At 61.6% G+C, this 24,308-nt stretch carries 20 protein-coding genes; 12 read left to right on the top strand and 8 right to left on the bottom strand.

The window, feature by feature from the left end:
- Positions 1-49 precede the first annotated feature (49 nt).
- Positions 50-1,279, bottom strand: a complete 1,230-nt coding sequence (serA, locus tag LCU97_RS15155; RefSeq protein WP_053148047.1) for a phosphoglycerate dehydrogenase — start codon at positions 1,277-1,279, stop codon at positions 50-52.
- Between the two features lie 202 nt (positions 1,280-1,481).
- Here serA and LCU97_RS15150 point away from each other — a divergent pair, with 202 nt between their 5' ends.
- From LCU97_RS15150 to LCU97_RS15135, 4 genes are all read left to right on the top strand, one after another.
- A complete protein-coding gene (locus tag LCU97_RS15150) occupies positions 1,482-2,876 on the top strand; it encodes an FAD-binding oxidoreductase (protein ID WP_232777043.1) in 1,395 nt (464 codons plus the stop codon).
- A gap of 42 nt (positions 2,877-2,918) precedes the next feature.
- A complete protein-coding gene (locus tag LCU97_RS15145; RefSeq protein ID WP_232777041.1) occupies positions 2,919-3,584 on the top strand; it encodes a fumarylacetoacetate hydrolase family protein in 666 nt (221 codons plus the stop codon).
- Positions 3,585-3,795: 211 nt separating this feature from the next.
- Positions 3,796-4,728, top strand: a complete 933-nt coding sequence (locus LCU97_RS15140; RefSeq protein WP_053148053.1) for an SdiA-regulated domain-containing protein — start codon at positions 3,796-3,798, stop codon at positions 4,726-4,728.
- 117 nt (positions 4,729-4,845) lie between these two features.
- Positions 4,846-5,760, top strand: a complete 915-nt coding sequence (locus LCU97_RS15135) for an SdiA-regulated domain-containing protein (RefSeq protein WP_232777039.1) — start codon at positions 4,846-4,848, stop codon at positions 5,758-5,760.
- Between the two features lie 158 nt (positions 5,761-5,918).
- Here LCU97_RS15135 and rpiA read toward each other — a convergent pair whose 3' ends face one another.
- Complete coding sequence (gene rpiA / locus LCU97_RS15130; protein ID WP_232777038.1) at positions 5,919-6,593, bottom strand: ribose-5-phosphate isomerase RpiA; 675 nt, start codon at positions 6,591-6,593, stop codon at positions 5,919-5,921.
- Between the two features lie 137 nt (positions 6,594-6,730).
- Between rpiA and ilvA the strand changes: the two genes are divergently transcribed.
- Together ilvA and LCU97_RS15120 are read left to right on the top strand one after the other, a co-directional pair.
- Positions 6,731-8,245 (top strand): threonine ammonia-lyase, biosynthetic, encoded by a 1,515-nt coding sequence (gene ilvA / locus LCU97_RS15125; RefSeq protein ID WP_232777036.1) that lies wholly within the window; start codon positions 6,731-6,733, stop codon positions 8,243-8,245.
- A gap of 38 nt (positions 8,246-8,283) precedes the next feature.
- A complete protein-coding gene (locus LCU97_RS15120) occupies positions 8,284-8,712 on the top strand; it encodes a DUF2269 domain-containing protein (RefSeq protein WP_232777035.1) in 429 nt (142 codons plus the stop codon).
- Positions 8,713-8,817: 105 nt separating this feature from the next.
- Here LCU97_RS15120 and LCU97_RS15115 read toward each other — a convergent pair whose 3' ends face one another.
- The gene (locus LCU97_RS15115; RefSeq protein ID WP_232777034.1) at positions 8,818-9,474 is read right to left on the bottom strand and encodes a histidinol-phosphatase; all 657 of its coding nucleotides are present in this window, start codon (positions 9,472-9,474) and stop codon (positions 8,818-8,820) included.
- Positions 9,475-9,629: 155 nt separating this feature from the next.
- On the opposite strand from LCU97_RS15115, the gene LCU97_RS15110 reads away from it, so the two are divergent.
- Together LCU97_RS15110 and ptsP are read left to right on the top strand one after the other, a co-directional pair.
- The gene (locus LCU97_RS15110; RefSeq protein ID WP_053148065.1) at positions 9,630-10,109 is read left to right on the top strand and encodes an RNA pyrophosphohydrolase; all 480 of its coding nucleotides are present in this window, start codon (positions 9,630-9,632) and stop codon (positions 10,107-10,109) included.
- A 22-nt stretch (positions 10,110-10,131) separates the two neighbouring features.
- Complete coding sequence (gene ptsP, locus LCU97_RS15105; protein ID WP_053148067.1) at positions 10,132-12,411, top strand: phosphoenolpyruvate--protein phosphotransferase; 2,280 nt, start codon at positions 10,132-10,134, stop codon at positions 12,409-12,411.
- 133 nt (positions 12,412-12,544) lie between these two features.
- Here ptsP and LCU97_RS15100 read toward each other — a convergent pair whose 3' ends face one another.
- Complete coding sequence (locus tag LCU97_RS15100; protein WP_232777033.1) at positions 12,545-13,291, bottom strand: NRDE family protein; 747 nt, start codon at positions 13,289-13,291, stop codon at positions 12,545-12,547.
- Positions 13,292-13,486: 195 nt separating this feature from the next.
- Between LCU97_RS15100 and LCU97_RS15095 the strand changes: the two genes are divergently transcribed.
- The 3 genes from LCU97_RS15095 to LCU97_RS15085 all read left to right on the top strand — a co-directional run bounded on the left by LCU97_RS15095 (position 13,487) and on the right by LCU97_RS15085 (position 16,166).
- Positions 13,487-14,269, top strand: a complete 783-nt coding sequence (locus LCU97_RS15095; RefSeq protein WP_053148176.1) for a sulfite exporter TauE/SafE family protein — start codon at positions 13,487-13,489, stop codon at positions 14,267-14,269.
- A gap of 68 nt (positions 14,270-14,337) precedes the next feature.
- The gene (gene lgt / locus LCU97_RS15090) at positions 14,338-15,147 is read left to right on the top strand and encodes a prolipoprotein diacylglyceryl transferase (protein WP_232777032.1); all 810 of its coding nucleotides are present in this window, start codon (positions 14,338-14,340) and stop codon (positions 15,145-15,147) included.
- 47 nt (positions 15,148-15,194) lie between these two features.
- Positions 15,195-16,166 (top strand): thymidylate synthase, encoded by a 972-nt coding sequence (locus tag LCU97_RS15085; RefSeq protein ID WP_053148072.1) that lies wholly within the window; start codon positions 15,195-15,197, stop codon positions 16,164-16,166.
- A 148-nt stretch (positions 16,167-16,314) separates the two neighbouring features.
- Here the strand turns inward: LCU97_RS15085 and cadR are convergent, their stop codons facing one another.
- Positions 16,315-16,761 carry a Cd(II)/Pb(II)-responsive transcriptional regulator gene (cadR, locus tag LCU97_RS15080; RefSeq protein ID WP_053148075.1) on the bottom strand — a complete coding sequence of 149 codons (447 nt, stop codon included), beginning with the start codon at positions 16,759-16,761 and terminating at the stop codon, positions 16,315-16,317.
- Positions 16,762-16,847: 86 nt separating this feature from the next.
- Between cadR and LCU97_RS15075 the strand changes: the two genes are divergently transcribed.
- Positions 16,848-19,052, top strand: a complete 2,205-nt coding sequence (locus LCU97_RS15075; protein ID WP_232777030.1) for a heavy metal translocating P-type ATPase — start codon at positions 16,848-16,850, stop codon at positions 19,050-19,052.
- A 40-nt stretch (positions 19,053-19,092) separates the two neighbouring features.
- Here LCU97_RS15075 and LCU97_RS15070 read toward each other — a convergent pair whose 3' ends face one another.
- Genes LCU97_RS15070 through LCU97_RS15060 form a run of 3 tightly spaced genes read right to left on the bottom strand, consistent with a single transcriptional unit; the run spans position 19,093 to position 24,301 of the window.
- Complete coding sequence (locus LCU97_RS15070) at positions 19,093-22,140, bottom strand: efflux RND transporter permease subunit (RefSeq protein ID WP_053148079.1); 3,048 nt, start codon at positions 22,138-22,140, stop codon at positions 19,093-19,095.
- Positions 22,137-23,201, bottom strand: a complete 1,065-nt coding sequence (locus LCU97_RS15065; RefSeq protein WP_232777028.1) for an efflux RND transporter periplasmic adaptor subunit — start codon at positions 23,199-23,201, stop codon at positions 22,137-22,139. The genes LCU97_RS15070 and LCU97_RS15065 overlap by 4 nt, the downstream gene beginning before the upstream one ends.
- The gene (locus LCU97_RS15060; protein ID WP_053148083.1) at positions 23,198-24,301 is read right to left on the bottom strand and encodes an efflux RND transporter periplasmic adaptor subunit; all 1,104 of its coding nucleotides are present in this window, start codon (positions 24,299-24,301) and stop codon (positions 23,198-23,200) included. The genes LCU97_RS15065 and LCU97_RS15060 overlap by 4 nt, the downstream gene beginning before the upstream one ends.
- Between the last annotated feature and the right edge of the window lie 7 nt (positions 24,302-24,308).

Raw genomic sequence — 24,308 nt, 5'->3', positions numbered from 1 at the left:
AGCCCCTGCGGGCTCCCGTTTTTTCTGTCATCCACATCAGCGCTGTTTGTTAGAACAGCACCCGGCAACGAATGGTGCCATTGACGTGCTGCAGCTTTTCCTGCGCCAAGTCAGAGTATTCGGCATCGACGTCGATCACGACGTAACCGACTTTCTCGTTGGTCTGCAGGAACTGACCGGAGATGTTGATGCCGTTTTCCGCGAAGACCTTGTTGATCTCGCTCATCACACCCGGAATGTTTTCGTGGATGTGCAGCAGACGGTGCTTGCCAGGGTGCGCCGGCAGAGCCACTTCCGGGAAGTTCACCGACGATACCGACGTACCGTTGTCGCTGTACTTGACCAGTTTCTCCGCCACTTCCAGACCGATGTTGGCCTGGGCTTCAGCGGTGGAGCCGCCGATGTGAGGGGTCAGGATCACGTTGTCCAGGCCACGCAGCGGGCTTTCGAAGATATCGTCGTTGGAACGCGGTTCCACCGGGAACACGTCGATGGCGGCGCCGATCAGGTGCTTGTCCTTGATCGCTTCGGCCAGGGCCTCGAGCTTGACCACGGTGCCCCGCGCGGCGTTGATCAGGATCCCGCCCTTCTTGATGGCGCGGATTTCCTTCTCGCCGATCATCCACTGGGTCGCCGGGGTTTCCGGAACATGCAGGGTCACGATGTCGGACATGCCCAGCAGCTCGTGCAGGTCATTGACCTGGGTGGCGTTGCCCAATGGCAGCTTGGTCACGGTGTCGTAGAAGAACACCTGCATGCCCAGGCCTTCGGCCAGGACCGACAGTTGGGTACCGATCGAACCGTAGCCGACGATGCCCAGCTTCTTGCCACGGATCTCGAAGGAGTTGGCCGCGCTCTTGATCCAGCCGCCACGGTGGCAGGAAGCGTTTTTCTCGGGAATGCCGCGCAGCAGCAGGATCGCTTCGGCCAGCACCAGTTCGGCAACGGAACGGGTGTTGGAGTACGGCGCGTTGAACACTGCAATGCCGCGTTCACGGGCCGCGTCGAGGTCGACCTGATTGGTACCGATGCAGAAGCAGCCAACCGCCACCAGCTTCTTGGCGTGGTCGAAGATCTCCTCGGTCAACTGGGTACGGGAGCGAATGCCGATGAAGTGAGCATCGGCGATCTTTTCCTTGAGCTGGGCTTCCGGCAGAGAACTGGTGATGTACTCGATACTGGTGTAGCCCGCCGACTTGAGGACGTCGACAGCCGATTGGTGGACGCCTTCGAGGAGAAGGAACCTGATCTTGCTCTTATCGAGAGAAGTCTTGCTCATCTGCGTAAACCTGTGTCCCGGAAAAAATGGCAGGGAATCGGACAGCTCAATGCTGGCCCGACCGGCGTGACCGCCGTCGCCGCAGAACGCCCTTCGGCACTGTTCCACGGGGGCGGTATGCTAGCATATGCGACCTGTAAACACTCATTCTGCGACATGAAGCGTTCTCAGGGTGACCATGAATTGTTCGAGAGTTCTGTCGATGACCCATCCTGTCCTGATAGAAGAGCTGAAGACCCTGGTCGAACCCGGCAAGGTTCTGACCGACGCCGACTCCCTCGAAGCCTATGGCAAGGATTGGACCAGGCACTTCGCTCCGGCGCCGACGGCCATCGTTTTCCCCAAGACCATTGAACAGGTCCAGGCCATCGTGCGCTGGGCCAACCAACACCGGATCGCCCTGGTGCCATCGGGCGGACGCACCGGTCTTTCCGCGGCGGCCGTGGCGGCCAACGGTGAAGTGGTGGTGTCGTTCGATTACATGAACCAGATTCTCGACGTCAACCTCACCGATCGCACCGCCGTCTGCCAGCCAGGGGTGATCACCGAACAGTTGCAGAACACGGCCGAGGAACACGGGCTGTATTACCCGGTGGACTTCGCTTCGGCCGGCTCGAGCCAGATTGGCGGCAATATCGGCACCAATGCCGGCGGAATCAAGGTCATTCGCTACGGCATGACCCGCAACTGGGTCGCAGGGATAAAGGTGGTGACCGGCAAGGGCGACCTGCTGGAATTGAACAAGGACTTGATCAAGAACGCCACCGGCTATGACCTGCGACAGCTGTTCATCGGTGCCGAAGGCACCCTCGGTTTCGTGGTCGAAGCCACCCTGCGCCTGGACCGGGCGCCGAGAAACCTGACGGCCATGGTGCTCGGAACGCCGGATTTCGACTCGATCATGCCTGTGCTCCATGCGTTTCAGGGCAAGCTCGACCTGACCGCGTTCGAGTTCTTTTCCGACAAGGCTCTGGCCAAAATCCTAGGACGTGGCGACGTGCCGGCGCCGTTCGAAACCGAATGCCCCTTTTACGCCTTGCTGGAATTCGAAGCCACCACCGAAGCAGTCGCCAACCAGGCCCTGGAAACCTTCGAGCACTGTGTGGAACAGGGCTGGGTACTGGACGGCGTGATGAGCCAGAGCGAAACCCAGCTGCAGAACCTGTGGAAACTGCGCGAGTACATTTCGGAAACCATTTCCCATTGGACCCCGTACAAGAACGACATCTCGGTGACGGTTTCAAAAGTCCCGGCGTTCCTGCGGGAAATAGACGGGATCGTCAGCCAGCACTATCCGGATTTCGAAGTCGTCTGGTACGGTCACATCGGCGACGGTAACCTGCACCTGAACATCCTCAAGCCGGACAACCTGAGCAAAGACGAATTTTTCACCAAGTGCGCAACGGTGAACAAATGGGTTTTTGAAATCGTCGAGAAGTACAACGGCTCGATTTCCGCCGAACACGGCGTGGGGATGACCAAACGCGATTACCTGACCTACAGTCGCTCGCCAGCGGAGATTGAATACATGAAAGCCATCAAGGCCGTATTCGATCCGAACGGCATCATGAATCCAGGCAAAATTTTCGCGATTTGATGTGTATGAACACCTGATGAATTCCAGGAAAAGGAGTCGGTAATGAGTTATCAGCACCAGTACGTCGACGGTACCCGCATCCATTTTCCAGTCGGGAAAGTCGTTTGCATCGGCCGCAACTACGCCGAGCACGCCAAGGAACTGGATAACCCGGTGCCCACCGAACCCTTGCTGTTCATCAAGCCAGGCAGCTGCGTGGTACCGCTGGAGGGCGGTTTCAGCATTCCTGTGGAACGCGGCTCGGTGCATTACGAAGCTGAAATCGCCGTGCTGATCGGCAAGCCATTGTCGACCCGGCCCAGTGTCGAAGAAGTGCTGGACGCGATCTCCGGCTTCGCCCCGGCGCTGGACCTGACCCTTCGGGACAAACAGGCCGAACTCAAGGCCAAGGGCCTGCCGTGGGAAATCGCCAAGTCCTTCGACGGCGCGGCGGTGATCGCCCCCTTCGTATCCAACGCAACCTTCGCCGACCTGACCGACATTCCCGTGCGCCTGACCATCAACGGTGAAGTACGCCAGGACGGCAACAGCAGCCTGATGCTCAACCCCATCGTGCCGATGATCCAGTACATGGCCGGCTGCTTCTCGCTACAGGCCGGCGACGTGATCCTCACCGGCACCCCGGCGGGCGTCGGTCCGTTGAATGTGGGGGATGAACTGGTGCTGGAATTGCTAGGCGCGAGCCGCTTCGAAAGCAGCGTCCGCTGAAGGCAACGCCGCTGGCTTTTCTGTGGGAACGCGCTTGCTCGCGATAGCGATTTATCAGTCAGAACGCAATCGCGAGCAGGCTCGCTCCACAGGGCTGGAGGAGCTCATTCCTGGTTTTACCGTTTTTTTCACATGCCATCCGGATAATTCCGGGGAATGCGGCATCTGAGCCAACCATTCCCAGCCCGAATCATCCGGAACGCATCCCCCGATGGCCAAGACCCAAGCCCTGCCCCGCGTCAAACCTGCCCGCCGCTCTCGTTTTGCCCTGCCCTGGTATGCCTGGTCACTGTTGGCAATGGCCGCGGCTTATGGCCTGGCGTTTGCGATGCATTGGGATGATCGGGGTTTGCTTTGGCTTTCGGAACATTTCCAAAGCCCCGCCCAACGCCAGGAAAGCGTCTGGCTGCCCGACTACCGCGCCGTGATCGATGCCAAGCCGCTACCAGGCATGGAGAAAGATGAAGCCTCCGATGTAACCTACGACCCGCAAACCAAGACCCTGTTTGCCGTCATGGGCAAGCATGCATTCCTGGTGGAACTGTCGTTGCAGGGGGACGTACTGCGCAAGATGCCATTGGTGGGTTGGGATAACCCCGAAGGCGTGACATCCATGGGCAACGGTCTGCTGGCCATTACCGACGAGCGCTCGCATACCCTGTCGATCATTCGGGTCGACACCGATACCCGCGAGCTGAACATTGCCGATTTCCCTCGGTACGACCTCGGGCCTTCAAAAAACCAGAACAAGGGATTCGAAGCGGTGGCCTGGGATCCAGGCAACCACCAACTGGTATTGGGCGAAGAGCGTCCGCCGGCGTTGTTCACCTGGAAGAGCGATGGCAGCCAGTTGCTCAAAGGCGACAAGCAGATCCATGTCAGCAATGAACTGGACCTGCGCAACCTTTCGGCGCTGGCGATCGATCCCCGGACCGGTCACATGCTGGTACTTTCGTCCGACTCCCACCTGTTGCTGGAGTTGGATGAAAAAGGCGAGCAGGCCAGTTTCATGACCTTGCTGGGTGGCTTCAATGGATTGAAAGACACCATTCCCCGCGCCGAAGGCGTCACCGTGGATGAGGCGGGCAACGTGTACATGGTCAGCGAGCCCAACCTGTTCTATCGTTTCGAAAAACAACGCTGATCAGCTGACTCTGTAAGGCGATTCTTCCTTCGTTGTAGGGTGTGGCATACCGCCATTAAGCTTCAGTTCAGGCAGTCGTGGTATTTCCAGCCACCTGTTCTTATCCGAGCCACCCACATGCGCCGACTTGTCCGCCCCAAACCCCTGATCCTGATTCTGCTGGCGACCGCTCTGATCCTCCTGATCGCGGCTGGCCAGTATCTGCGCCTGTTCGAGCGCGCCTGGTTCAATCTCAACACCCTCTGGCAGCCCACCAATGAACAAGCCATTGCCCTGGATCAATACCGGGTGACCGTGGAAGCACAGGTTATCGAGGGGCTGAACGACGATGTCTCGGCGCTGACGTTCGATCCGGTCCGCAAAAGCCTGTTCACCGTCACCAACAAGAATGCCGAACTGATTGAGCTGTCATTGGACGGCAGAATCCTGCGGCGCATGGCGCTGATCGGCTTTGGTGATCCGGAAGCGGTGGAATTCATCAGTGAAAACACCTACGTCATCAGTGACGAACGCCAGCAGCGCCTGATCAAGATCCATCTGGACGAAGACACTCGGTTCCTCGATACGGCCGACGCCGAACAGATGACCCTGGGCGTGCACATGAGCGGCAACAAGGGCTTCGAAGGGCTGGCCTACGATTCCGTGGGCAAGCGGCTGTTCGTGGCCAAGGAACGCGACCCGATGCTGATTTATGAAGTGCAGGGATTTCCTCACCATAAACCGGAAAAGTCCTATGCGGTTCACGTCATCAATAACCCCAAGCGTGATGCCGGGCTGTTCGTACGCGACCTATCGAGCCTGCAATACGATGAACGCAGCGGCCATCTGCTGGCGCTGTCCGATGAATCCCGATTGATTATCGAGCTGGATATCGACGGGCGGCCGTTGAGCACGTTGTCGTTGAGCAAGGGCCGCCAGGGTTTGCAGAAAACCGTGCCCCAGGCCGAAGGGCTCGCCATGGACGATGACGGCACCCTGTATGTGGTGAGCGAGCCGAATCTGTTTTACGTGTTCAAGAAACCACAACGCTGACCCACGAACCATGAGCCCACACGGTTTCCACTGTGGGAGCGGGCTTGCTCGCGAACTCGCTGGAGCAGGCAACAAATCTACCGACTGGACCCACCGCATTCGCGAGCAAGCCCACTCCCACAGGATTTTGAGCGCAGCCAATAAATGGCAGCCGTGGCTTACTCCGCACGCAGGGTCTTCACCCCTTCCGCCGTCCCCAGCAGCAACACATCCGCCGGGCGCGCCGCGAACAGACCGTTGGTGACCACGCCGACGATGGCGTTGATCTGGCTCTCCAGCTCCACCGGGTTGGTGATCTGCAGGTTATGCACATCCAGGATGATGTTGCCGTTATCGGTCAGCACGCCCTCGCGATACACCGGGTCGCCGCCCAGCTTCACCAGTTGACGGGCCACATGGCTGCGGGCCATCGGGATGACTTCCACCGGTAACGGGAATGTGCCCAGCACTGGCACCAGCTTGCTGGCGTCGGCGATGCAGATGAAGGTCTTGGCCACGGCCGCGACGATCTTCTCGCGCGTCAGGGCTGCGCCGCCGCCCTTGATCAGGTTCAGGTGCGCATCGCTTTCATCGGCGCCATCGATATAGAACTCCAGGTCGCTCACGGTGTTGAGCTCGTACACCGGGATCCCGTGGCCCTTCAAGCGTGCGGCGGTGGCTTCGGAGCTGGCGACCGCGCCATCGAACGCACCCTTGTGCTGCGCCAGCGCGTCGATGAAGTAGTTGGCCGTCGAGCCGGTGCCGACCCCGACGATGCTCTTGTCATCCAGCTTGGGAAGGATGAGGTCGACGGCGGCCTGGGCCACGGCCTGTTTGAGTTGATCCTGGGTCATGCGGGCTCCGGAAACGGGCTGGGAGTAGAGAGGGGCGCGAGTATAACCCAACAAAACCTCGGGATTCGTGTGGTCGCCCGGCCAAAAGCCGGGTTAGACTCCTTGGCCCTGCCCAACCCGCCCAGTGATGCTTTCCGATGCTCGAACAGTACGTCAAAAAGATCCTCACCTCGCGCGTCTACGACGTGGCCGTGGAAACCCCGCTCCAGACCGCCCGCCAGCTTTCCGAGCGGCTGGGTAACAGCGTCTGGCTCAAACGCGAAGACCTTCAACCGGTGTTCTCGTTCAAGATTCGCGGGGCCTACAACAAACTGACCCAGCTCAGCGATGAAGAGCGTGCACGCGGCGTGGTCACCGCTTCGGCGGGCAACCACGCCCAGGGACTGGCCCTGGCGGCCAAGGTACTGGGCGTGAAAGCAACTATCGTGATGCCCAAGACCACGCCGGAAATCAAGGTTGAAGGTGTGCGTTCCCGCGGCGGCAAGGTCGTTTTGCATGGCGACTCGTTTCCCGAGGCCCTGGCCTATTCCTTGAAGCTGGTCGAAGAAAAAGGCTACGTCTACATTCACCCCTACGACGATCCCCACACCATTGCCGGGCAGGGCACGGTGGCGATGGAGATCCTGCGCCAGCACCCTGGGCGCCTGGATGCGATTTTTGTCCCGGTGGGCGGCGGCGGACTGATCGCTGGCATCGCGGCCTATGTGAAATACCTGCGACCGGAGATCAAGATCATCGGTGTCGAGCCGGACGACTCCAATTGCCTGCAAGCGGCCCTGGCCGCGGGTGAACGTGTGGTACTGCCGACCGTGGGACTGTTCGCCGACGGCGTCGCCGTGGCGCAGATCGGCCAGCATACGTTCGATATCTGCAAGCATCATGTAGACGAAGTCATCACCGTCAACACTGACGAGATCTGCGCTGCAATCAAGGATATCTACGACGATACCCGCTCGATCACCGAACCTGCCGGCGCATTGGGTGTCGCCGGCATCAAGAAGTACGTCGAATCGCGCGGCATCGGCGGTCAGACCCTGGTTGCCATCGACTCCGGTGCCAACGTGAACTTCGACCGCCTGCGCCACGTAGCCGAACGCGCCGAACTGGGCGAGGGGCGCGAAGCGATCATCGCGGTGACCATTCCCGAGCAACCGGGCAGCTTCAAGGCGTTCTGCGAAGCCATCGGCAAGCGCCAGATCACCGAATTCAATTACCGATACAACACCGGCAGCGAGGCGCACATTTTCGTCGGCGTGCAGACGCACCCGGAAAACGACCCGCGCAGCGCACTGATTGCCAGTCTTAGCGAGCAAGGTTTCCCGGTGCTGGACCTGACCGATAACGAACTGGCCAAGTTGCACATCCGCCACATGGTGGGCGGGCACGCGGCACATGTCGTCGACGAAGTGGTCCTGCGCTTCGAATTCCCCGAACGCCCGGGAGCGCTGTTCAACTTCCTCAACAAGCTTGGCGGGCGCTGGAACATCTCGATGTTCCACTACCGCAACCATGGCGCGGCGGATGGCCGCGTGGTCGCGGGGCTGCAGGTTCCCCACGATGAACGCCACCTGGTCCCCGCTGCCCTGGAGCAGATCGGTTATCCGTACTGGGATGAAAGCGATAACCCGGCGTACCAGCTGTTTCTTGGCTGAGGGACTACGCTCAAGGGCAAGCAATAAGGAAGCGAACGATGGAAACATTAACCGCCCTCAGAATCACCCATATCGTGGCGACCGCGCTGCTGTTGATCGGCGCGGCGGGACTGGCCGTCTGGGTCTGGCGCGCCCGGCGCCGTGGGGATGCGATGGCTCATACCCGAACCTTGCAACGCCCCCGGGCGTTCGTCTGGCTATTGATGGGCCTGGCGCTGTTGAGCATGCCGTTCACGGGTTGGTGGATGGTGCATCTGGTGGGCTGGCCGCTGGGACAAACCTGGTTGCTGGCGTCCAGCGTGCTCTACACGGTGGCGGTGTTGGCGGGGTTCTGGTTGTTGGTGCGCTTGAACAGACTGCGCACGTTGCCAGCGGCGGGCAACGGCCGGTTTACGCTGGCCTTGGCGCTGTTCGGTTTTGTCTGCCTGATTGCCATTGCGGGGTTGATGGGGGCCAAGCCGGTTTAGGGCCGGGAACCGCGTTGCCCCTTTTCGCGAGCAAGCCCGCTCCCACAGGGGTTTTGTGAACGACGCAATACCCTTGTGGGAGCGAACCTGCTCGCGATAGCAATCTCAGCCGCGCAAAGAAATCACCGGCCAACCGCGCTTCTCGGCCTCGGCCTTGAGATTCGGATCCGGGTCCACCGCCACCGGATGTGTGACGACCTCCAACAACGGCAAGTCGTTCATCGAATCGCTATAGAAGTAGCTGCCTTCCAGGGAATGTCCGGTTTCCTCCAGCCAGCGGTTCAAGCGGGTCACCTTGCCCTCGCGAAAGCAAGGGATGTCGGTGCTGCGTCCGCTGTAGCGGCCGTCGATCATCTCGCATTCGGTGGCAATCAGGGTCTCGACGCCCAGGCGCTCGGCAATCGGCGCAGTAACGAAACGGTTGGTGGCGGTGATGATTACCAGCTTGTCGCCGGCTTCGCGGTGTTTTTTCAGCAATTCGATGGCCTGGGGCAACACGATCGGCTCGATGCAGTCGCGCATGTAGTCCAGATGCCATTGGGCCAGCACTTCCATCTCGGTGCGCCCGAGAATCTCCAGACAAAAATTCAGGTACTCGGCGTTGTCGAGCTTGCCCGCCAGGTAATCCTGGTAGAACTCATCGTTACGCGCCTTGTAGGTAACGGCATCCAGGAAGCCACGCTCACACAGGTAATCGCCCCAGGCGTGGTCGCTGTCGCCGCCCAACAATGTGTTGTCCAAGTCGAATAAAGCCAGCCGCATTGCAGTTACTCGCTGAAAATTCTAAAGAAAGGTGCCCAGAATACGGACTTTTCACACCAGTGCACATAAGCTAGTGGCCAGTGTGGTCAGGCTCGTTGCTGCTTTCACAACCTTTGTGGAACAATGCGGCGACATGCGTTTGCGAGGTTGTTGCCGTGATCGATCCCGATGGTTTCCGTCCCAATGTGGGGATCATTCTTACGAATGATGCTGGGCAGGTGCTATGGGCTCGCCGTATCAATCAAGACGCCTGGCAGTTTCCCCAGGGTGGGATCAACCCCCAGGAGACGCCGGAAGAGGCTTTGTACCGCGAGTTGAACGAAGAAGTAGGGCTGGAGCGCGAAGATGTCGAAATTCTCGCCTGCACCCGTGGCTGGTTGCGCTATCGTTTGCCGCAACGCCTGGTCAGGACGCACAGCCAGCCGCTGTGCATCGGCCAGAAGCAGAAATGGTTTCTCCTGCGTCTGCTCTCCAACGAGCAGCGGGTGCGGATGGATTTGACCGGTAAACCGGAGTTCGATGGCTGGCGCTGGGTCAGTTATTGGTATCCGTTGGGCCAGGTGGTGACATTCAAGCGCGAGGTGTACCGACGCGCCCTCAAAGAGCTTGCCCCGCGCCTGCTGACGCGCGACTGACGACGGAGTTCGACCCCGAGCCATGCTCAATACGCTGCGCAAGATCGTCCAGGAAGTTAACGCCGCCAAGGATCTCAAGGCGGCGTTGGGGATTATTGTATTGCGCGTCAAAGAGGCCATGGGCAGCCAGGTCTGCTCGGTCTACCTGCTGGACCCCGAGACCAACCGTTTCGTACTGATGGCCACCGAGGGCTTGAACAAGCGCTCCATCGGCAAGGTCAGCATGGCGCCCAATGAGGGTCTGGTCGGCCTGGTCGGCACGCGTGAAGAGCCTCTTAACCTCGAAAATGCCGCGGATCACCCGCGTTACCGCTACTTCGCCGAAACCGGCGAGGAACGCTACGCCTCGTTCCTCGGCGCACCGATCATCCACCACCGCCGCGTCGTCGGCGTGTTGGTCATCCAGCAAAAGGAGCGCCGCCAGTTCGACGAAGGTGAAGAAGCCTTCCTCGTGACCATGAGCGCACAACTGGCCGGGGTTATCGCCCACGCCGAGGCCACCGGCTCGATCAGCGGCCTGGGGCGCCAGGGCAAGGGCATCCAGGAAGCCAAGTTCGTCGGCGTGCCGGGCTCGCCGGGCGCAGCGGTGGGTACGGCGGTGGTCATGTTGCCGCCCGCCGACCTGGACGTGGTGCCGGACAAGGCCATCAGCGATATCGATGCCGAACTGGCGCTGTTCAAGACCGCCATCGAAGGCGTGCGGGCCGACATGCGCGCCCTCTCGGCAAAACTCGCTACACAGTTGCGCCCTGAAGAGCGTGCATTGTTCGACGTCTACCTGATGATGCTCGACGACGCCTCCCTGGGCAGCGAGGTGACCACGGTCATCAAGACCGGCCAGTGGGCCCAGGGCGCGTTGCGTCAGGTGGTGACCGACCACGTCAACCGCTTCGAACTGATGGACGACGCCTACCTGCGCGAGCGCGCCTCCGACGTCAAGGACCTCGGTCGCCGGCTGCTGGCCTACCTGCAGCAGGAGCGCCAGCAGACCCTGGTCTACCCCGACAACACCATCCTGGTCAGCGAAGAACTGACCCCGGCCATGCTCGGCGAAGTGCCCGAAGGCAAGCTGGCGGGCCTGGTCTCGGTCCTGGGTTCGGGCAACTCCCACGTCGCGATCCTGGCGCGAGCCATGGGCATCCCGACGGTGATGGGGCTGGTGGACCTGCCGTACTCCAAGGTCGACGGCATCCAGATGATCGTCGACGGCTACCACGGCGAGGTCTATACCAACCCCAGCGAAGTGCTGCGCAAGCAGTTCGCCGATGTGGTGGAGGAAGAAAAGCAACTGTCCCTGGGCCTGGATGCGCTGCGGGATCTGCCTTGCGTGACGCCCGACGGCCACCGCATGCCATTGTGGGTCAACACCGGCCTGCTGGCCGACGTGGCCCGGGCACAGAAGCGCGGGGCCGAGGGTGTGGGCCTGTACCGCACAGAAGTGCCGTTCATGATCAACCAGCGCTTCCCCAGCGAGAAGGAACAACTGGCGATCTATCGTGAGCAACTGGCCGCGTTCCATCCGCAACCGGTGACCATGCGCAGCCTGGACATCGGCGGCGACAAGGCCCTGTCCTACTTCCCGATCAAGGAAGAGAACCCGTTCCTCGGCTGGCGCGGCATTCGCGTGACGCTCGACCACCCGGAAATCTTCCTGGTTCAGGCCCGCGCCATGCTCAAGGCCAGCGAAGGCCTGAACAACCTGCGCATCCTGCTGCCGATGATCTCCGGCATCCACGAACTGGAAGAAGCCCTGCACCTGATTCATCGGGCCTGGGGCGAAGTGCGCGACGAAGGCACCGACGTGCCGATGCCGCCCGTGGGCGTGATGATCGAGATTCCGGCGGCGGTGTACCAGACCAAGGAGCTGGCACGGCAGGTGGATTTCCTGTCGGTGGGCTCCAACGACCTCACCCAGTACCTGCTGGCCGTGGACCGCAACAATCCGCGGGTGGCCGACCTGTACGACTACCTGCACCCGGCCGTGCTGCAAGCCTTGCAGACCGTGGTCCGCGACGCCCATGCCGAAGGCAAGCCGGTCAGCATCTGCGGCGAAATGGCCGGCGACCCGGCGGCCGCGGTGCTGCTCATGGCGATGGGTTTCGACAGCCTGTCGATGAACGCCACCAACTTGCCGAAAGTGAAGTGGATGCTTCGCCAGATCAACCTGAGCAAGGCCCAGGAACTGCTGGCGGAAGTGATGAGCATCGACAACCCGCAGGTGATCCACAGCTCCTTGCAACTGGCGCTGAAGAACCTCGGGCTGGCACGGATGATCAATCCGGCTTCGAACAAGACGCTCTGAATCAGCGACAGCCCCTTCGCGAGCAAGCCCGCTCCCACAGTAGATCTTTGGTGGACACATATCTTGTGAACAACCGAAGGTCCCCTGTGGGAGCGGGCTCCCTCGCGAAGGGGCCAGCACTTTCATCCCGAGACTAAATCCTGATCTCCACCTCCCCCAAATGCCCCCCATGCGGCCCGAAGCTGCGCTCGATCATGTGCCGCGTCCCATCGGCATGGACGATCAACGCCGTACTCGCTCGCGTCCCATACGCCGGGCTGGCAATGAACACGCTCGACAGCAGCATCTCGGTCGCCAATCCCACGCCCGTGTCCGGCAGCTCCGCGACTGGCGCGGGTTGCGGATCGTTGAGCAGCGCCAGCAACGCCTGTGGCTGCGGATCGTCCAGCACCTCGCCCAGCGCCGTTCGGGCCTTGAGCAGTTTCGGCCACGGCGTGTTCAGCCCGGCATTCGATAAACCGTAGAGGCCTTCGGCCAAGCGCTGGGGCCGCGTATCGCGAGCGTTGTAGTGCCACAGCTCGGTGCCGTCGCCGAGCAACAGATTGAAACCGCCGTATTCCGCAGCTCGGGGCACAACTTCGCTCAGATAGTCGGCAATCGGCAGTTGACCAGTGAGGAACCGCGCCACCAGTTCGCCCCGGGACTTGAGCGCCGGGAGCTGGCCCGGATCACGGATGTTGGTCAGGGCCGCGAAGCGACCCCCGGCGCCAACGCCGAGCCAGGTACCGCCAGCCTCCAGATCGCGGCCTGCATGGACCTCAGGCGCGTCTTCCCACTGCGCCAGGGGCAGGGTCGGACGGGCGTAGAATTCGTCGCGGTTGGCCGCCACGATCAGCGGTTGGGCGTGGCCGGGTCGCCAGGCAAATACGATCAGGCACATCAGGTCGTCCTGTTAAAAAATGAACCGAACAATCCGCTTTCGTGGCGAGGGTATTAATTCCCTCGCCACAGAGGTTCCGCTCCATGGGTCACTCTACCCACACATCGCCCCGGCATCCATCGCCTTCAGTAGAGCCTGGAGCCCTGGATCCGTTACCATGCCGCTCTTATTTCGGGGATGGGCGGGGAGAGTCTGGTGGAATTTGTGCTCTATCTGCTGCTTGGCGCCTGCGCAGGCGTGCTGGCCGGGCTGTTCGGCGTGGGGGGCGGGATCATCATTGTCCCGGTGCTGGTGTTCAGCTTCACCTTGCAGGGCTTCGACCCGCAGGTGTTGACGCATCTGGCCGTCGGCACGTCCCTGGCGTCGATCATCTTTACCTCGGTCAATGCCGTGCGCGAGCATCAGCGCAAAGGCGCGGTGCGCTGGCCGATTTTCACCTGGATGACTTTGGGAATCCTGATCGGCGCCGGTTTCGGTGCAATCACCGCCGAAGCGATTGCCGGCCCGCATCTGCAGAAGATCATCGGCGTGTTCGCCCTGATCGTTGCCGCGCAGTTGGGCCTGGATCTCAAGCCCAAGGCCAGCCGCACGGTACCGGGCAAGGCCGGGCTGACCCTGGCCGGCTCGGTGATCGGCTGGGCCTCGGCGATTTTCGGCATCGGCGGCGGCTCGCTGACCGTGCCGTTCCTGACCTGGCGCAGTGTGCCGATGCAGCAGGCGGTGGCGACCTCTTCGGCCTGTGGCTTGCCGATTGCCTTGGTCAGTGCCGCAAGTTTCATGATTCTGGGGTGGCATGATCCACTGTTGCCGGCTCATAGTCTCGGTTTTGTGTATTTGCCGGCGCTGCTGGGCATCGCCCTGACCAGCATGGTCTTCGCCCGCTTCGGCGCGCGGCTGGCCCATCGCTTGTCGCCGCGCTTGCTCAAACGACTGTTCGCCGCCTTGCTGTTCTGCGTCGGCGTAAGTTTTCTGTTCTGACGCAATCCTGGCTTAATCCCGAGGTGGCAGGGTCGCCCGGGTATTTTTGACGTTTACGAGGAATGTCCATGCTGCCTTACCCGCAGATCGATCCGGTGGCCCTGGCCATCGGTCCGCTGAAAATCCACTGGTACGGCCTGATGTACCTGATCGGCATCGGCGGCGCCTGGCTGCTGGCATCGCGTCGGCTGAACCGTTTCGATCCCACCTGGAACAAGGAGAAACTGTCCGACCTGGTGTTCTGGTTGTCCATGGGTGTGATCGTCGGCGGGCGCCTGGGCTATGTGCTGTTCTACGACCTGAGCGCCTACCTGGCCAACCCGACGCTGATCTTCGAGGTCTGGAAGGGCGGCATGTCGTTCCACGGCGGTTTCATCGGCGTGATGCTGGCGGCGGTCTGGTTCGGCAAGCGCAACAACAAGTCGTTTTTCGAGCTGATGGACTTCGTCGCCCCCATGGTGCCGATCGGTCTGGGCGCCGGGCGCATCGGCAACTTCATCAACGCCGAATTGTGGGGCAAGCCAACCGACGTGCCATGGGCGATGGTCTTCCCGCCGTTCAGCGATCCGGCGCAGTTGCCGCGCCACCCGTCGCAGCTTTATCAGTTCGCCCTGGAAGGCGTGGCATTGTTCTTGATTCTCTGGCTGTTCTCGCGCAAGCCGCGACCGACCATGGCGGTGTCGGGCATGTTCGCGCTGTTCTACGGGATCTTCCGGTTCATCGTTGAATTCGTCCGCGTGCCGGACGCCCAGCTCGGCTATCTGGCCTGGAACTGGCTGACCATGGGCCAGGTACTGTGCCTGCCGATGATCATCGGTGGACTGATACTGATCTGGCTGGCTTATCACCGCGCGCCGGCAGCGGCGGCCAAGGCTTAAATTCGAACCCCGGGGCGCCGCTCCGGGTTCAAGGACACAGGTAACCCATGAAGCAATATCTTGATCTGGTGGCCCACGTCATCAAGAACGGCACCAAGCAAGCCAACCGTACTGGCGTGAACACCATCAGTTTCCCGGGCGCCATGCTGCGCTATGACTTGAAGGACGGCTTCCCGGCCATCACCACCCGCAAGCTGGCCTTCAAATCGGCCATCGGCGAGATGTGCGGCTTCCTGCGTGGGGTCAACAACGCCGCCGAATTCCGCACCCTGGGCTGCAAGGTCTGGGACCAGAACGCCAATGAAAACGCCCAGTGGCTGGCCAACCCGTTCCGCCAGGGCGAAGACGACCTGGGCGAGATCTACGGCGTACAGTGGCGCAAGTGGCCGGCCTACAAGCAGATTCCCCTGAACAACCCGGCGGCCATCGAGCAGACCCTGGCCCAGGGCTACCGGCAAATCGCCGAAGGCGAGGAAAATGGCCAGGCCTACGTGGTGCTGTACAAGGCCATCGACCAGGTGCGCCAATGCGTCGACACCATCATCAAGGACCCGGGCAGCCGGCGCATCCTGTTCCACGGCTGGAACTGCGCCCAACTCGATGAAATGGCCCTGCCGCCGTGCCATCTGCTATACCAGTTCCACCCGAACGTCGAGACGAAGGAAATTTCCCTGACCCTCTACATCCGCTCCAACGACCTGGGGCTGGGTACGCCATTCAACCTCACCGAAGGTGCCGCCCTGCTGAGCCTGATCGGTCGCCTGACCGGCTACACACCGCGCTGGTTCACCTACTTCATCGGTGACGCCCACGTCTACGAAAACCACCTGGACATGCTCAATGAACAGCTCAAGCGCGAGCCGTTCCCGATGCCCAGGCTGGTAATTTCCGAGCGTGTGCCGGAATTTGCCAAGACCGGCGTTTACCAGCCGGAGTGGCTGGAGCGGGTGGAGCCGAGCGACTTCTCCCTCGAAGGCTACCAGCACCATGCGCCGATGACTGCACCGATGGCGGTCTGAAGCACACCGCTATCCATCTCTGTGGGAGCGGGCTTGCTCGCGAAGGCGGTGTATCGGATAAAGGAATCTTGTCAGATACACCGCCTTCGCGAGCAAGCCCGCTCCCACATTGGATCTTCATGACCTTCAAGTTCCGGCGCAAGGGCACTCAATGCCCGTGACTGCGCCCCACATGTGAATGCTCCACCTCCGGCGCCACCGCTCCGCTCACTTCCAGGCGCTGCAGAATCCCGCATTGATCCAGGTCCGGTCCCTCACCACAGCGATGGCGCAGGTCGATCAGTTGAGCCTGCAAGGCCAGCAGGCCGTCGATGCGGGCCTTGACGTGGAGGATGTGCTCGTCGATCAGTGCATTGACGCTTTCGCACTGGTCCTGGGGGCTGTCGCGCAGGGCCAGGAGGCTGCGGATTTCGTCCAGGGTCATGTCCAGGGTGCGGCAGTTGCGGATGAATGTCAGCCGCTCGGCATGGGCCTGGGTGTAGACGCGGTAGTTGCCGTCGCTGCGGGCCGGCTCCGGCAATAGACCCTCGCGTTCGTAGTAGCGGATCGTTTCGACCTGGCAGTCGGTGAGTCTGGCCAGTTCTCCGATTTTCATCATGCAGCCTCCAGAATAAGTGCTTGACCCTATAGTGGCTACAGGGTCTTTACTGCGCAACAGGCACTTTTTCATGGATGTCACTGATGAGCGATTCCCTCCATACCCACAAACCCGGCCACGGCCATGACCACGGGCATTCCTGCTGCGCCTCGAAGGCGCCCCCGGCGGTAATCGATCTTGGCAAAGCGCCGACGAAAGGTTCGCGCCAGAGCAGTTTTCGCATCGAAGCCATGGACTGCCCCACCGAACAGACGCTGATCCAGAACAAACTCGGCAAGCTCAAGGGCGTGCTGCGGCTGGAATTCAACCTGATCAACCGCGTACTCGACGTGACCCACGCGCTGCCTGACGACACGCCGATCATCGAGGCGATCAAGTCCCTGGGCATGCAGGCCGAGCCACTGACGCCGGGCCAGGAGAAAGAAACCGCCAGCCTGCCTGCCCCGACCAAACCGTGGTGGCCGCTGGCGCTGTCCGGTGTCACCGCGTTGGGCGCCGAAGTGATCCATTTCACGGGGGCCGCACCGAATTGGGTGGTTGCCATCATCGCCTTGGTTTCGATCCTCAGCGGCGGCCTCGGTACGTATAAGAAAGGCTGGATCGCCCTCAAGAACCTCAATTTGAACATCAACGCCCTGATGAGCATCGCCGTGACCGGCGCGGTGTTGATCGGTCAATGGCCAGAAGCGGCGATGGTGATGTTCCTGTTCACCGTGGCCGAACTGATCGAAGCCAAATCCCTTGACCGAGCGCGCAATGCCATCAGCGGCTTGATGCAGATGGCGCCGGAACAGGCCACCGTGCAACAGGCCGATGGCGCCTGGCAAGTGCAAGAGGTCAAGACCATTGCTCAAGGCGCGCGGGTGCGGGTTCGCCCTGGTGAGCGCGTTGGTCTGGACGGTGATGTGGTGGCCGGCCGATCCACTATCGACCAGGCGCCCATCACCGGCGAAAGCCTGCCGGTGGAGAAAACCGTAGGCGACAAGGTGTTCGCCGGCACGATCAACCAGGCCGGTGAGCTGGAATACACCGTGACGGCGAAGGCCGAGCATTCCACCCTGGCCCGGATCATCCACGCCGTGGAACAAGCCCAGGGTTCACGGGCACCGACCCAGCGCTTCGTCGATCAATTCTCGAAAATCTACACTCCGACAGTGTTCGCCCTGGCACTGGCGGTGGCCCTCATCCCGCCGCTGTTCATGGCAGCGCCGTGGTTCGACTGGCTCTACCGAGCGCTGGTGTTGCTGGTGGTGGCCTGTCCTTGTGCGCTGGTGATTTCCACCCCGGTGAGCATCGTCAGCGGTCTCGCCGCAGCGGCGCGCAAGGGCATCCTGGTCAAGGGCGGCGTGTATCTGGAGGGCGGTTACAAACTGGATTACCTGGCTTTGGACAAGACTGGCACGATCACCCACGGCAAACCGGTGCAAACCGATTACCTGCCGCTGGATCCGACGGTGGAGACCACCGCGCCGGCCCTGGCTGCCAGCCTCGCCGCCCGCTCCGACCATCCGGTGTCAAAAGCGATAGCTGCTGCGGGTAAACCGCAGGCTGTGGATAACTTCCAGGCATTACCGGGACGCGGTGTGCGCGGCGATATCGACGGCACCACTTATCACTTGGGCAATCATCGTCTGGTGGAAGACTTGGGCCTCTGCTCGCCAGAACTGGAAGAGCGACTCTTCGCCCTGGAAAAACAGGGCAAGTCCGTGGTGCTGCTGCTCGACAGCTCGGGCCCACTGGCCTTGTTCGCCGTGGCCGACACGGTGAAGGACTCCAGCCGCGAAGCCATCCGGCAATTGCATGATCTGGGCATCAAGACTCTGATGCTTACCGGCGACAACGTCCATACCGCCGAGGCGATTGCCGGGGAGGTGGGCATGGATCAGGCTCGGGGTGACTTGCTGCCGGAAGACAAGCTGCGGGCCATCGAAGACTTGTACGCCAAAGGGCATCGCGTCGGCATGGTCGGCGACGGTATCAACGACGCCCCTGCCCTGGCCCGTGCGGAGATCGGCTTCGCCATGGCGGCTGCCGGCACCGATACCGCCATCGAAACGGCCGACGTCGCCCTGATGGACGACGACCTGCGCAAGATCCCCGCCTTCATTCGGCTGTCCCGACAAACATCGGCCATCCTCAAGCAGAACATCGCCCTGGCCCTGGTGGTGAAGGCGATATTTCTCGGCGTAACCTTCACCGGATTCGCCACCCTGTGGATGGCGGTGTTTGCCGACATGGGGGTGAGCTTGCTGGTGGTGTTCAATGGATTGCGGTTGTTGCGTAAGTAAAACGCCAGACTGCTCGCGATGGGCTGCATAGCAGCCCCCTTCAATCACGCTGCGGTTCTCGAATCTTGTACCAGGCCACATACAGCGCTGGCAGGAACAACAAGGTCAACAGGGTAGCAATGATGATCCCGCCAATCATCGCGTAGGCCATGGGCCCCCAGAACACCTCCCGTGCAATGGGGATCATCCCCAGGCTAGCCGCGGCCGCCGTCAACAGGATCGGCCGGCGCCGGTGCTCGGTGGCCTCCACCACGGCGTCCCAAGGCGTGTAGCCGGCACGCTCATACTCATCGATCTGGGTCACCAGGATCACCGAGTTACGGATGATGATGCCAATCAACGCGAGGATTCCGAGGATCGCCACAAAGCCCATGGGCGTGCCCGTCGGCACCAGCGCCAACACCACGCCGATCAAGCCGAGGGGCGCGACACTCGCCACCAAAAACAGCTTCTGCACACTGTGCAGTTGGATCATCAGGAACGTCGCCATCAAAAACAACATCAATGGCACGACGCTGGCAATCGGGCCCTGGGCCTTGCTGCTCTCTTCCACGGTACCGCCGGTGGCGACCTTGTAGCCCACCGGCAAGCCGGCGGCGAATTTATCGATGTCCGGTTGCAGTTGCTTCACCAGGTCGGTGGGTTGGATTTCATCGCGCACGGCGGCCTTGATGGTGATGGTCGGCTTGCGGTCGCGCCGCCACACCAAGGGTTGCTCCAGTTCATAGCGCACGGTGGCGAATGCCAGCAGCGGAATCGAGGTACCACTTGGGGTGACGATCTGCAGGTTCTGCAGGGTTTCCGGCGACCCACGTTCAGCATCCTCAGCACGCCCGACTACATTGATCAGGTAGATATCATCATTGACCTGAGTCACCGGCGACCCACTGACGATGCTGTTCATCAACCGGGCGACGTCCTCGGAAGACAAGCCCAGTTGCCGAGCCTTATCCTGGGCGATGTCGACGCGCAGCACCTTGCCCGGCTCGTTCCAGTCGTAAATGATTTCGCCGATGTGCGAGTTCTTGTCCAGCTCGGTAGCCAGTTCGATGGCGTGCTTGCGCACCTGGTCGATGTCCTTGCCGCTGACCCGGTACTGGATAGGCCGTCCCACCGGAGGTCCCATTTCCAGTGACTGCACGTAGCTGCCGATGCCGACGAAGTCTTCGCGCAGACGCTTTTGCAAACGCTCGGTGAGTGCCGTGCGCGACTCCAGGCCCTTGCTGACGATCACCAACTGCGCGTAGTACGGGTTCTGCAATTGCTGGTCCAGCGGCAGGTAGAAACGAATCGCGCCCTCACCGATGTAGGTGCTCCAGCGCGCGATGTCCGGATCGTCCTTGAGGGTCGCTTCCAGGCGGTCGACGGCCTTGCGGGTTTCATCCATCGAAGCGTTTTGCGGCAGGTTGAGGTCCACCAGGATCTCCGGCCGGTCCGAAGAGGGAAAGAACTGGTTCTGCACGAAACGCATACAAAACACCGCCAGCACGAACAGCAGCACGGTAATGCCGATGGCCCACCAACGGTTGCGCATCGCCCATAGCAGACCACCGTTGAACGCCCGACCGATCCGTCCCGGTTCATTGTCGTGGGGTTTTACGTTGGTGCTGAGGATATGCACGCCGATCACCGGGGCGAACAGCACCGCGACGACCCATGACACCAGCATCGCCACGGCGATCACGGCAAACAGGGTAAAGGTGTACTCGCCGGCGGAGCTGGCGTTCAGGCCGATAGGCACGAAACCCGCCACGGTCACCAGGGTCCCGGTGAGCATCGGAAACGCGGTAGAGGTATAGGCGAACGTCGCGGCCTGTTCCTTGGTTTCGCCTTTTTCAAGGCGGGTGACCATCATCTCCACGGTGATCATCGCGTCGTCCACCAGCAGGCCGAGGGCGATGATCAACGCGCCGAGGGAGATCCGCTGCATGGTGATGCCGCTGTACTCCATGAACAGAAAGACCATCGCCAGCACCAGCGGAATCGAGCAGGCCACCACCAGTCCGGCTCGGATGCCCAGACTGATGAAACTGACCACCAGTACGATCACCACCGCCTCGAACAAGGCACTGGTGAAGCCGCCCACTGCTTCCTTCACCACTTCGGCCTGATCCGACACCGTGTGCACGCCTACGCCCACCGGCAGGTCGGCGGTCAGTTCGTTCATGCGCGCATGCAGGGCCTTGCCGAAATCCTGGATGTTGCCGCCCTTCTTCATGGCGATGGCCAGGCCAATCGCCGGTGTGCCATTGAAACGAAACATCGGCGTGGCGGGGTCGACGTAACCGCGACTGATCTCGGCGATGTCGGCCAGTCGATAGAAGCGGTCATTGAGCCGCAAGTTGACGTTGGCCAGGTCTTTCTCCGACTGGAACTGCCCCGAGGTGCGCACGGAAATACGCTCGGGGCCGGCATCGATCACTCCGGCGGGGGTCACCGCGTTCTGCGATTGCAGGCTCTGCACCACCTGGCGCTGGTCGATGCCCAGGGCGGCGAGCTTGCGAGTGGAGAAGTTCAGGTACAGCACCTCGTCCTGCTCACCGATCATTTCTACCTTGCCCAGGCCGGGCACATCGCGGATCTCGGCGCGCACTTGCTCCACGTAGTCACGCAACTGGCGCATCGACAGGCCATCGCCGGTAAAGGCATACACCGAACCATAGACGTCGCCGAACTCGTCGTTGAACCCAGGACCTTGCAAGCCCTCGGGAAAGTCACCGCGAATGTCGTTGATCTTCTTGCGCACCTGGTACCAGATCTCGGGAATGTCCTTGGCGCTGGTGGTATCGAGCAGATACACGAACACCGTCGACTCCCCGGGCCGGGTGTAACTTTTCACATAATCGAGGGAATCGAGCTCCTCGAGTTTCTTCTCGATGCGGTCGGTGACCTGCCTGAGGGTTTCCTCTTGGGTCGCGCCGGGCCAGCGCGTCTGGATGATCATGGTCTTGATGGTGAACGACGGGTCTTCCTCGCGACCCAGGTTCATGTAGGAAAACACGCCCATCAACAGCGCAACGAACATCAGGTACCAGACGAATGACTGATGCCGCAGGGCCCATTCGGAGAGGTTAAAGGGCCCTTTCATCGTGCGTCCTCGTCAAGTTTCACTTTCTGCCCCGGCTGAAGGCTGTTCACACCGGCGCTGACCACGCGGTCGCCGGGCTTGATACCGTTGGCCACCAGCACCGTGTCGGCCGTTCGCTCAAGGATGCGCACATCACGGGGCGAGACGGTCTGGTTCTGCGGGTCAACGAGCCAGATCCGAGCTTTGCCATCGACCTCTTGCAAGGCACTGAGCGGCAGTTCGATCCGTGGCTCGATGGCCGAGCTCAGGGTCACGCTGATGGCCGTGCCCAGGCGCAGGCCCGGCGGGGTATCGGTGAGGGTCAGGCGCGCCCGGCGGGTGCGGGTGGCGCTCTGGGCCTGGGGCTCGATCTCGCGCACGATGGCGGTGGTGCGGGTGGCCGGGTCCAGTTGCGCGGTGACTTCGAATACCACGTCCTCGGGCAGACGCTCGGCCAGCCCGGCCGGCAGGTCGATCACCGCCTCCTTGACGTCCGGTCGCGCCAGGGTCACCACTTGCTGGCCGGCTGTCACCACTTGCCCGGCCTCGGCGTTCCAGGCGGTAACGACAGCGTCGTGGTCGGTCCGCAGTTCGCTGTAGTTGAGTTGGTCGCGGGCCTGCTCCACCGAGGCCCGGGCCTGTTCCAGGGAGGCGCCGGTGGTTTTCAACTCGGTCTGGGCCATATCCAACTGCGCCTGGGCACCGACGCCCCGGTCGAATAGCTGCTGTTGCCGACGGGCATTGGCCTGGGCATTGATGTACTGCGCCTCGATCCGCGCCAGGTCGCCCTGGGCGGCGCGCAACTGGTTCTGCTGATCAGTGGGGTCGAGGGTGGCGAGCAAATCGCCCTTCTTCACTTCGGCACCGACATCGACGTTGCGGCTGGCGATCCGTCCCGGCACACGGAAACCGACGTTGCTTTCATAACGCGCCAGGATATTGCCGGCAAACCGTCCCAGCGCCTGTTGATCCAAGGCCCGGACCTCAACCGACAATACCGGGCGCACCGGCTCCGGCGGCGCTTCTTCTTTCGAACAGGCCGCGAGCAACAATCCGACCGAGATCATCCATAAGCGCTTCATGGCTGGACTCCCGTCGGGGGTTTTTCATAGGTATTTTCGGCAATCTCGACCCGTACGCCGGGGTGCAGCAATTGCCCGCCGGCGGTGACCACTTTTTCGCCGCCCTTGAGGCCGTCGCTGATGATGACCTTGCCGGTCAGATAGCGGCCGACGGTGACGGTTCGCAACCGTGCCCTGCCCTCGTCGTCCACCAGCCACACGGCCGGCTCGCGAAGGTCCTTGGTCAGGGCCGACCATGGCAGCTCCACCGCTGTCCTGCCGGCGGACTTGGCGGTGGCACTGACCACCGATCCCAGGCGCATGCCTTCGGGCAGATCGTCGAGGGTGACCTTGACCTGCACGGTGCCGGTCTCGGCGGACACCGCCGGGGTGATCTCGCGCACCTTGCCGGTGGTCTGGATCGCGGGGTTGTCCAACAGACTGATGACGATCGCCGGATCAGAGGGTGGCTCGCTCAGCAAGGATTCGTAGATGTTGAACACCGCATCGCGCTCGCCATCGCGGGCCAGGCTGAAAATCGGCTCCGTGGCCTGTACCACCTGACCAACCTCCGCCTGCCGCGCCGTGATGATACCCGGGGCGTCGGCAATCAATGCGGTGTAACTCAATTGCTCCCGCGCGTTGGCCAGTTGAGCCTGGGCAGCCGTCAACGCACTTTGGCTGCTGCGCAGTTGCGCCTGGGCCGCGTCGTATTCGCTCTGGCTGGTGTAGCCCTTGGGCAAGAGCTTCTGTTGGCGCACGAACGCCGCCGCACTCTGCTTGACCCGCGCCTGCTCGGCGGCCACCTGGGCCTCGGCGGAGTCGACATTGGTCTGCAAGTCCCGCGGGTCGAGTCGGGCCAGTACCTGCCGGGCCGAGACACGGTCGCCCACGTCGACCTTGCGCTCGATGATCTTGCCGCCCACGCGGAACGACAGGTCTGTCTTCACCCGAGCCTGGACGTCGCCGGTCAGGGTCACCGAGGCCGCATACTCGGTGGGCATGGCCTGCTGTACGAACACCCGTGGCAATGCTTTTTCCTCGGGCTTTTTATCACCACACCCCACCAACAACGCACACAAGCCCAGGCCAACTACCAGTTTGATGCGGGGACCAGCCATGCAGACT

This window comes from Pseudomonas uvaldensis (genome assembly GCF_021271205.1).
Taxonomy (GTDB): domain Bacteria; phylum Pseudomonadota; class Gammaproteobacteria; order Pseudomonadales; family Pseudomonadaceae; genus Aquipseudomonas; species Aquipseudomonas uvaldensis.
This window is presented reverse-complemented; position numbering and strand designations above follow the sequence as displayed.